This window comes from Scytonema hofmannii PCC 7110 (assembly GCF_000346485.2).
Classification (GTDB): Bacteria; Cyanobacteriota; Cyanobacteriia; order Cyanobacteriales; family Nostocaceae; genus Scytonema; species Scytonema hofmannii.
In genome coordinates this window covers 8,203,569-8,213,005 of record NZ_KQ976354.1, presented here as the reverse complement: position 1 = coordinate 8,213,005, position 9,437 = coordinate 8,203,569, and the positions used below count along the sequence as shown (strand labels likewise).

Sequence of the window (9,437 nt, the reverse complement as noted above, 5' to 3'; positions counted from 1 at the left end):
TATATGTCCTTTTTCGGCTTACGAAATCTAATTCTTCACTAAAAGGTTTTTTACACACCTCACATTTGAATTGTATAAAAGTTTATTTCTAAAAAAACTGGTTTTTCTCCAAATGGTAAGTCTTTTACTATGTATCGATGATTTTGATGTAATCTATGACTTACGGTTCCACAACGTAGGCAAATACTATAATCAGAAATTGATTCGGTTTGTAGTATAAGTCCAATTCCAGCATGAAGCCGATGGGATATGACTTTTACCCCTTCTATATCCAGAATTTCCGTTAAAGCTTTAATACCTTTTTTCCTTACCATAACTGTTAGATTTACAAAAATGTTATCAGGCAAGGCAAACAGAAAACTTCGTTTCTTTCTTCACTGTTCCCCGTTCCCTGTTCCCTGTTCCCTCTTCAGTACTTGTTATTTTAGCATAACAAGTACTGAAGAGCCGCATTTTTCAGGCTAGAAGCTTTTATTTTGCTAACAATTATATTCATTTAAATTATTGTTGTAGTGAATGTATTAGTCATCACATAAAAACTTCATATTAGATCTACCTAATGGTCGTATAACATCTACCCTCAGTAAGTAAAACTTAAAGATTAATATCTGTAATTTTTCCACCCCTGCATTTACTCTCTTACCAGGTCTTATTGCAGGGTTTTTCTTTGTTTAATGTTATCAAAACCGCTTTGTGAGGTGTGATTGTCTGCTGTCATGCACTATTTACCTGATACCCCATAAGCTTGTAGTACGGTTTTAATCCTTACGGTTCACCTGTTTTACCTCAATGACGTCATCAGCTAAAAGACTCACCTCAGTAAAAAAGAAAAGGACCCTGCAAGAAAACAGGGTTAGTCTAAAATAAATCATATGTAGTCTGATTTTTTCAGTTTTACTTAGTGGGAGTAGATGTTATTACGACCATCAGACAGATATATTATTAACTTTTTGTGTAAACAATAATACAGTGCTTAAACACAAAGGTGCGGTTATCCAGTCGGGTAACTATGCAATCTCTGAAAGTCCAGTGAAAATTTCTGTTGAAGCCACAGAACGACTGGTGCAAATCGCCCAAGCAGCCCAAATTAACACTGAATTTCCAACGTTTGCTTCAGGGCTTTTCAAACGGGCAATAGTTTAATTTCCTTATTAGAATAAATATTCAATAGCCAGATGGATGTTGGAAATTACCAACCACTTTGTTAAGTTCTTCAGCGATTGCCAACAATTCCATCTCTCGCCATCGCTTCCCAACAATTTGCAGTCCAATTGGTAAACTATTCTGAGTTTGCCCAATGGGAATCACTACAGCAGGATGACCGCTAAGATTAAATGGTATGGTGTAGGCTCCATTGGCGATTCCATGAGGATAGGGCTTGCCCTCAATGTCAATAGCACTCCAAGCTGGACGATGGGTAAATGCTGGAGTTGCCGCTACAGGAGTGAGCCACACATCCCATGATTCCAAAGCAGAGTCCATTTGGGCAATGAAGCGATCGCGCTCGGTAAGAGTTTCAAAATATCCTCTTAAACTGGGATTTAGAAGTTCGGGTAGAAAGCGGCTGAAATTCCCTAATTCTCGGAGTTTCTTGTCGCCTTGAGTGGCTGTGCGAAAGAGTAATTCAAAGCTGCGTCGAATATTATAGCGATCCTTGGGTTGGGCGTAGTTGTTAATGTAAGCTGCTATCCGTCCATATAAGTTCCATACTGTCGATAGATCGAAATCTTTAAGAAGCCAGCGTTCAACACAAGCACCCTCTTGAGAAAGTTTTTGTGCAATTACCTGCATTGCGGATCGAATTTCAGAATTTACAGGGACTTCCACCCATTCATCAATCCAAGCAATTTTGAGGTCTTTTAAAGACTTACCAGAGGGCGTATCCAGCGAAATTGGCGGCACATCAGGACGGCGAAGATCGGCTCCAGCAATTAGTGAAAAGCAGATTTGAATGTCTTTGAGCGAGCGAGCAAAACAGCCTACAGTTATCATTTGTCGGAGACAATAGGGCATTCCTGGTACTTCTGGAATTGCTCCGGCTGTGGAGATACGGCGATCTGTGGGTTTTAAACCATAGACACCACAGAAATGAGCGGGTTGGCGCACGGAACCAGCAATATCGTTGCTGATATCTAACGATGAGAGTCCGCCAGCAACAGCAGCAGCACTACCTCCTGAACTACCACCTGCTGTGTAATTAACATTCCAGGGATTATTCACCTGTGGGAAGAGAGAATTCGTACTCTGAAAATCACCAGCTAGCTCTGCCATATTTGTTTTTCCCAGGATGATGGCTCCGGCTGCCCGAAGCCGAGCAACAACAGTTGCATCCTGTTGAGGAATGTAGTCTTTGAGGGGAATGTAACCAGCTGTAGTGCGGAGTCCGGCAGTTTCAAAAATATCTTTAATCGTGATGGGAACGCCATGCAAAGCACCCCAATTTTCTCCTCTGGCTAAGGCTTCATCTGCAAGCTTGGCTCTGGCTCGGGCATTATCTTCATCCAACGTGCAAATCGCATTTAACTTCGCGTTATGTTTAGCGATTTGAGCTAGATAAGCCTCGGTAACTTCAACAGCAGAAACAATGCGATCGCGAATCATTTGAGCCAGTTGATGGGCAGATAGGAAAACTAAGTCACTCATAAGTCAATTTCTCCTCATTCGTCAAACGCCAAGGCTTGATAAAGTTAATTATATTCACTTTTAGTTAAAGACTTTAACTAATTTATCAACTATGGGTCGTCCAGTAAAGGAAAAATCATTATCACGGCAGGATATTATTGCTGCAGCTATCTGTTGCATTGATCGCGATGGAGCATCGGCGCTTGGGGTTAGTCGAGTCGCTCGCTTTTTAGGCATTAAACCACCTGCTATTTACAAGCATTTGGAGAATAATGCGGATTTGCAGCGAGCAACAGTCATAGAACTATGGCGACAGTACTTAACTCAGTGTCAGCAGATGATTGCTGAACGCTCAATCACTCCAGATTTGCTGAAACAGTTGGGACATTTTGCCCGTAACTTTGCTAAAACCTATCCCGCTCGTTATCAAGTGATGATGCAAGTTCAACTTCAGCCTAGCGATCCGGAAGCAGGTGCAATTATTCAGCAACTCCTAAATTTCCTTCGCCAAGCTTTGAATGCTTATGACTTAACCGATACTCAGTTAATTGATGTGATGCGGATGTTGAATGCTGCAATTTACGGATTTATTGCAGTTGAGCAAGCAGGGCTAATGACTTTGGAACGCTCTACCGACCAAAGCTATGATGTCATGTTGGATGCGCTGATTGTTGCGATCGAACACATTCGACGGGATGGTTGAGTCAAACAATGAGGACATACAGACACAAACGTGTGATTGTGGATGGGACAAATTTCAACTACATTGATACACCAAATAAGTGGCTCATAAATACTCTTACTATTATCACGCCATTCTTGATAACAAAAGGGACACCAAGCACGTTTATGGCGAAGTAAACACCTTAAACTCTCCTGAATCGGCACGTAATGTTATTTCTGTATGACCAATCTGAATCAGCGTATAGTTTTTACTATCCCAGCTGATTCTCGTATTGCTCATTAAGTCTATAATAGGTGAACTTATTGTATCTTTCTGGCTTGACGACAAAAAAATAAATTTATAAGCTTTTGCACATTCTTCGTCGCAAAACACTTTACATTGTTCTGGCTCAACTAGTAGTTCTGATTCTAAGTTTACATATATATGCTCACTAGCAATTAAAAAATAAATATCATCTGCACTAATTCCTGACTTATTATCTAGGAGTTTGTCAAGAGTTATTCCTGGAGCTTAGCTGTCTCAGCGTAGAACAGCTTTTGCATCTATAAGCCGAGCGCTGGCTATCTGGTCGAAGAGACTACTTAGAGTCTTCGTAGATAGTCGCTCCCGCACTGCGGAGTTCATCCAAGAACCATCTGGCATCCGAGAGTAGCTCGGGTAGGTAAAGCCCTGGGCGGGCAGGAGAACGGTCGTTGAGTCCCAATACCGCCGCGAGAGAAAGAACGACGCTGAGAGCCGTGAGTGAGCATGCGCCATGCTTGAACTCCAGCATTGATCGCGAACGCTTCGTTCGACCATCGGCCTCGCCCTCGATCTCGACGACGATCTCGGCCGCCGCCTCACCGCCCCGGCGGCGACTGGACGATTCGTCGGTCACCAAGTCGAAGCGTACATCCGACGCCCCGGTGGCGGCATGGAGGCTCACGATATCGAACGAGGAAAATGCGGTGGCATCGAGCGATCGACCATCGACTGATTCGACCTTGCCCTTTGCGGCGTCGCCGGACAGCCATACGCGCCGCCCACCCTCGAATACCAGTGCGGCGGGAGCCTTCTCGTGTACCCGCTCCATGTCTTCGAGCGACGATGGACCGGCTGGATCCTTCTCGTCGAGGATTGCTCCGATCCTGATGGATTGGATGCTCTCAAAGCCTTTGGCGCTGTTCAGCGCTAGAAACGCGGCCGCACCGGCCATCCAGTGACTGGCGAGCACGACGGGTGCTGCGGTCGCACGATGCGCGAACAGCGCCAACTCGGGACCGAGTTCGGTGAGGCCAGTGTTGATGTTCAGGTAAGGGACGCCCAAGTCCTGCGCGTAGCTCAGTCCTTTGAGTCCGGCTTCGGGAGCCAACATGACCACGGCAGCGACGGCGACATCGCCACCGAGGCCCAAGCGGGGCTTATCGATATCTATGGCAACGGCTTCGGCAGCGCCCACCGCCTGGGCAATTTCGCCTGCCGCTTGCAGGTTTCGTCCTCCGACGAGCACTCGAACGCTGGGGTGCCTCTCACGGAACCACCTGACGGCAGCGCGCCCCACGACGCCCGATCCTCCGGCGAAAAGTACTTGTCCTAAAGCCACCTTATTTTCAAGTATCATGATTTTTACCTCTTGTTATGAAACCAGTTGCATTTACTTGAGTGTAATAGGCAGGACTGTGCCAAAACGAGAAAATTGTAGGTCACAACATATAGCGACATTCTTTCGATAGGCTCTTATTCGCCGCTCACGCGCAATACGATTTTGCCCAGATAATGCTTTTTCATCGCTTCTTGCGCTTGTGCAGCATCTTCAATCGGAAACGTTTGCGCGATGTGAACTTGAAACTCACCGATGCCCATCAATCGGTTGAGTTGGTCAAACAACATCGGGTCAGCGAAGCCATTTTCCTTCTTGAGTTCCACACCATCAGGCGCTTTAGGTTCGGGCATCACGCCGTTAGGAAAGGCGATAACTCCGCCCTGACGCACCAAACTCAGTGTGGATTGAACTTCGTCGCCGCCCACCAGCACCAGCGCGGCATCAAAGCCGTCGGGTGCGAAGGCGCAGGCACGCTGCACAATGTCGTTGCTGTGTCCGTCCACTGCTTCATCGGTGCTCAACTGCTTTGCTAACTCTACGCCGTCTGCGCCCGATGCAATGGCGAAAACACGCGCGCCCATACGCTTGGCGAGTTGAAGCGCAACGTGACCCACACCGCCGCTCGCGCCCCACAGCATCAAGCTGGTCTCCTCGCCTGTTCCTAGCGCCTCCAAATTTCGTAGCGCCGTCGCACCAGCAATGGGCAATCCACCCGCCATCAGCATATCGAAGCCATCAGGTACTGGCGCGACCGTCTTTTCGGATACGACGACATATTGCGCGTAGGAACCGCCCTTATCGTTCATAAAGGCTTGTGCGTAAACGCGCTCACCGACGGCAAGACGCTCGACGCTGTGGCCAACGGCAGCGATGGTACCCGCACATTCGCCGCCCAGCACGCGCGGAAAGTGGACTTCGTTATACACCAACTCACCTTCGCGCTCCATCACATCCCAGATGCCAACTCCGGCGGTCTTGATGCGAATCAGAACTTCGCCTGCGTCCACTGCAGGCACGGGTAAGGTGTGCAAAGTTAGCTTCTCAGGACCGCCGAACTCGTCAACAGCCATCGCTTTCATCTGTTGAGGAATGTTTCGCATAAGTTAGGTTCTCCCGAATGTTTTACTAAACCAAGACTCCCCTATGCTGTTCCGTTCGTTATTTGAGCAACTCTATCGAATGATAGAAATCTCAGTTTCACAAGTATTTCACAGACTCGTGGCCAAATTATACCTTGACTACCTGACAAGAGCGGTGCATCATTTGCTGACTCAGTAGAAAAACGCGATAAGCTGGGTACAGCTTGCGCTTCGCGATCGCTTTTTATAAGGCGACTTGTTAGACTTGCGATGCTAACTAGGTCAGGAATTTCCAACTAGAATAGTCTAATTTTCTGTAAATTCCAGCACAATTTTCCAGCGCGTTCCTCCTCCCTCTGGACGCCTAAGAATCGCGAATCCAAAATTCGGGAATTAGTTCTAGACGAATCGAGGACAGGTGATGTAGAGGAATATGTGATGAAATGAATTGCAGATTTCATAAATAAATTCATTAAAATTCTTCATGCGGCGAGATTCGATTTTTTACAAACTGTTTCAACAATCCCCCAGTTTACTCTTTGAACTATTGACAAATCCACCAGAAAATGCAAAAGAGTACAAATTTGACTCGGTAGCTGTCAAAGAACCGAAATTTGAGATTGACGGTGTATTTCTCCCACCGGAAAATGCAGGTGCTGGAGTTGTGTATTTCTGTGAGGTACAGTTTCAAAAAGATGAAAGGCTGTATGAACGGCTATTTGCAGAATCCTCATTATATTTTTATCGCCACCGTGATAGATGAGCGCGACTGGCAAGCAGCGATCATTTATCCAACACGCAGTATCGAACAAAGCGATATTAATCCCCATCGCTCATTCCTTAATGGTGGACAAGTACACCGGGTGTATTTAGATGAGTTGGGAGATCTTCACTCCTTACCTCTATGGGTAGCATTGATGGTGCTAACTACGGTAGAAGAAACTCAAGCACCAGAACAAGCAAGGTATTTGTTAGCCAGAACCCGTGAAGAATTACCATCACCTTCATGTTGAATTTGTTTGAGGATTTTTGGAAAGGCATGGTGCATACTCCCTTCGTAGAATTTTGCATACTTCACCCTCAGTAATACTCTACTACTCAGACTGCACCCAGAGCTAGCGCGATCGCAACTTCAAGGTTTGGTTATTGGTGGCGTTGTCCTTGCCATCAGCATTTTCCTTCAAGTTATTGACTGGAAAATTGACTACACTGCTACAATGGGTCAACTTTTCAGGGAAAATATCCTGGCGAGTACTATTTTCCACGCACCAACAGCCAATCGGCTTGTACTCCCACAGGGGTCATGCATCAAAAGTACTTGCAGTGGTGGCAACTGTTCTTATTACTACTTCTCCGACAGCCTATCCTCCGGTACTGAAGTCGATAACTTCAATGTGACAGGACTTACTCCAGGAAAAAAATTTACTGCTAGGATTGATAATGATATACCTGGAAATCGATGCAATCCAAACACATACTTAACCGCATATAATAACTCAGACGATAACAGTAGTAGATTAGGAAATGGTTTTGCTTCTGCACTCAGGGGTACTGTGTCTGGTGATGGCAGTATCAACCTCGATGTTCGTACTGCTAATGGGGGTGCTCGTGGTGAGGATCGAGGTAGCTATGAGCTTCATATTGAGGTGTACGATGAGAGTGAGCCTCCTCCAGATGATTTTATTATTGTTGGAGGTAGCGGTGGTGGTGGATTTGGTAGTGAAACTTCAGGTCGGACGCAGAACGATCCCGTCCTCCCTGGTGCGATGGAGCAAGACGGATGGCAAGTATTCCGAAACGTTCCTGGCTGTCGCTGGTACGATCCAACAACTTCTGATGGTTTTGAATTTCAAGCCCTTGACGATACCCTATTTACTGAGATTTTAGATTTTCCCGATCTTGGGGATAATCAATTTAACGTCTCAGTTGGAGATACCGTTGTTGGCTCCTACAGTCCTGGACAGAACCTAGACTTTGTCTCCTTGTTTGGTCAAGGTGTCTCCAACTTTAAAATCACTGGCATTAATTCCAAAGGGCCAACAGAAGAGACAGCTTTCCCGATTCAACTAGCATTTAACGATAGAATCGGTAGCTTCAAAATGCGCTCATTCTCGGAAACATTTCTCGACAAAACTTTTAAATTTGTCTTTATTCTTTTGTAGAACAACGGCATTAAGCCATGTTTCTAGAAAATGGACAGTACGTGAAAATACGAAAATAGAGAGGATAGTCAATATGACATCAAGCGAACCCAACAGTAGCAATGCCTTTGAAGTCAATGGCGTTCATATGGAAATTGGGGAGCCAGACCTTATAATCTTACCTGTTCCCGATAAGAGAGGAAATGCTAATACTACCTATTTACAAATTAACATTTTCATTAATAACAACACACCAACACTTTTTCCCTTCGCTTATGACATTTTGATTCCAGAACTTTTGAGATCTAGTGGACAAGTACTACACCCACAAAAGCTGAAGTTGTTACAGAATCCTCTAAGCCGATATAGCGGCATGGGAATTCCACCTAAAAAGACTTTAAGTTGCTATTTGATTGCAAAGCTGTCTTGGCAGAACAATTTGCTTCAACTGCAAGCAACTTTCTTTTATTCTTCCCAAGTCCCTATTAACCCAGATTACTTTTGGTCTTTTGAGCCTGTACAACGAGGAACATATCAGCTAAGATTTACTTATTTAAGTCCTCAAGGAGAGTTCTTATTCTTTGATGCACACTTAGTGGAAATCAGCGAAGTACAAGCTTCTGTGACAAGTTTGCTAACCACACCTTGGGTGAATCTCCAACTGGTTGAACCTGTGGGGACGAACAACAATGCAGTGGAAGTAGATGGCATTCGCTTTGAAACTGTGATGCCAGACGGAATATGGAACATCTCATGCTTTAATCTACCTAATGTCAGTTTATCTAGACAGATTGGGATTCGCATTACCAACAACAAATCAATTCAAGAAAATTTCTGCTCAAAAACCACCTTAATTCCAACGCTTATAGGAGCAGGTGGTTTGATTTTAGGACAAAATCTGGGCGGCGGCAGTCATGGGTGGGTTAGTCCTACTGAATCTGATTTTTATGCTTGTTGCAGGGGAGAAAGCGTGACGTTTTTTGTTAACGCACACGTTGAGAAGCGAACAGATGGATTGTTGAACTTGATAGTTGATGGTACAGGCTATGGCTATTGGTCATTTAATGGTCTGAAGTCAGGTATCTATCAGATTCGATTGATATATAGGTCGTTAACAAACCAATTCATGTTGAATTTGTTTGAGGATTTTTGGAAAGGCATGGTGCATACTCCCTTCGTAGAATTTTGCATAGTTCAACCTTGAAGTGAAGTTGCATCGCAATTACCATTTCTCTCTAGATTTTGGGTAACAACTGTTATTTATTTAACAATACCTTTGCCAAAATTAGAGAGTCAGGGCTAGATAAAAAAGCTCAATTCCTTAGACA

Annotated in this window: 9 protein-coding genes and 2 pseudogenes; 5 read left to right on the top strand and 6 right to left on the bottom strand. The window is 44.9% G+C overall.

Annotated features, from left to right (window positions below; translation table 11 throughout):
* Window positions 1-67 precede the first annotated feature (67 nt).
* A pseudogene (locus WA1_RS34725) lies at window positions 68-314 on the bottom strand (ISL3 family transposase); the annotation flags it as partial.
* 655 nt (window positions 315-969) lie between these two features.
* On the opposite strand from WA1_RS34725, the gene WA1_RS53730 reads away from it, so the two are divergent.
* Window positions 970-1,143 (top strand): hypothetical protein, encoded by a 174-nt coding sequence (locus WA1_RS53730; protein WP_017743432.1) that lies wholly within the window; start codon window positions 970-972, stop codon window positions 1,141-1,143.
* Window positions 1,144-1,164: 21 nt separating this feature from the next.
* Here the strand turns inward: WA1_RS53730 and WA1_RS34720 are convergent, their stop codons facing one another.
* Window positions 1,165-2,643: an amidase gene (locus tag WA1_RS34720; protein WP_017743433.1), complete on the bottom strand. Its 1,479-nt coding sequence runs from the start codon at window positions 2,641-2,643 to the stop codon at window positions 1,165-1,167.
* A gap of 91 nt (window positions 2,644-2,734) precedes the next feature.
* Here WA1_RS34720 and WA1_RS34715 point away from each other — a divergent pair, with 91 nt between their 5' ends.
* The gene (locus tag WA1_RS34715) at window positions 2,735-3,325 is read left to right on the top strand and encodes a TetR/AcrR family transcriptional regulator (RefSeq protein WP_017743434.1); all 591 of its coding nucleotides are present in this window, start codon (window positions 2,735-2,737) and stop codon (window positions 3,323-3,325) included.
* On the opposite strand, the gene WA1_RS53725 is transcribed toward WA1_RS34715, so the two are convergent.
* From WA1_RS53725 to WA1_RS55800, 4 genes are all read right to left on the bottom strand, one after another.
* Complete coding sequence (locus tag WA1_RS53725) at window positions 3,265-3,510, bottom strand: TniQ family protein (RefSeq protein WP_081402998.1); 246 nt, start codon at window positions 3,508-3,510, stop codon at window positions 3,265-3,267. The genes WA1_RS34715 and WA1_RS53725 overlap by 61 nt on opposite strands.
* A gap of 374 nt (window positions 3,511-3,884) precedes the next feature.
* Window positions 3,885-4,907 (bottom strand): saccharopine dehydrogenase family protein, encoded by a 1,023-nt coding sequence (locus WA1_RS60585; RefSeq protein ID WP_017743435.1) that lies wholly within the window; start codon window positions 4,905-4,907, stop codon window positions 3,885-3,887.
* 116 nt (window positions 4,908-5,023) lie between these two features.
* Complete coding sequence (locus WA1_RS34705; RefSeq protein ID WP_017743436.1) at window positions 5,024-5,989, bottom strand: quinone oxidoreductase family protein; 966 nt, start codon at window positions 5,987-5,989, stop codon at window positions 5,024-5,026.
* A 41-nt stretch (window positions 5,990-6,030) separates the two neighbouring features.
* Window positions 6,031-6,264 carry a hypothetical protein gene (locus WA1_RS55800; RefSeq protein WP_148662826.1) on the bottom strand — a complete coding sequence of 78 codons (234 nt, stop codon included), beginning with the start codon at window positions 6,262-6,264 and terminating at the stop codon, window positions 6,031-6,033.
* Window positions 6,265-6,452: 188 nt separating this feature from the next.
* On the opposite strand from WA1_RS55800, the pseudogene WA1_RS60580 reads away from it, so the two are divergent.
* The 3 genes and pseudogenes from WA1_RS60580 to WA1_RS34690 form a co-directional block, all read left to right on the top strand.
* Window positions 6,453-6,972 (top strand): annotated as a pseudogene (locus WA1_RS60580) (Rpn family recombination-promoting nuclease/putative transposase); the annotation flags it as partial.
* A 135-nt stretch (window positions 6,973-7,107) separates the two neighbouring features.
* A complete protein-coding gene (locus WA1_RS34695; protein WP_017743437.1) occupies window positions 7,108-8,130 on the top strand; it encodes a hypothetical protein in 1,023 nt (340 codons plus the stop codon).
* Between the two features lie 73 nt (window positions 8,131-8,203).
* Entirely contained in the window at window positions 8,204-9,313 is a 1,110-nt protein-coding gene (locus WA1_RS34690) for a hypothetical protein (protein WP_017743438.1), read from the top strand.
* Window positions 9,314-9,437 lie beyond the last annotated feature (124 nt).